Raw genomic sequence first — 219 nt, 5'->3', positions numbered from 1 at the left:
ACGCTGGAACTGAACACCGGCGGTGACTTTACCAACAACATCAGCGGCAGCGGGCAAGTGGTGAAATCCGGCGACGAGACGCTCACCCTCTCCGGCAGCAATACTTATACCGGCGGCACCACCATCAACGACGGCACGCTGGTTGCCACTAGCGTTGATGCGCTGGGAAGTGGCGACGTCACCGACAACGCCACGCTGGCGCTGAACACCGGCGGCACG

At 62.6% G+C, this 219-nt stretch carries 1 protein-coding gene; it reads left to right on the top strand.

Annotation, left to right across the window (positions count from 1 at the left end; genetic code table 11):
* Positions 1 to 219 (top strand): autotransporter-associated beta strand repeat-containing protein (locus NA986_RS24435; protein WP_438796970.1); only part of this gene is annotated, 219 nt, incomplete at both ends.

The sequence above is a fragment of the Salmonella sp. NW177 genome (assembly GCF_051811585.1).
GTDB lineage: Bacteria > Pseudomonadota > Gammaproteobacteria > Enterobacterales > Enterobacteriaceae > Salmonella > Salmonella enterica.
This window is presented reverse-complemented; position numbering and strand designations above follow the sequence as displayed.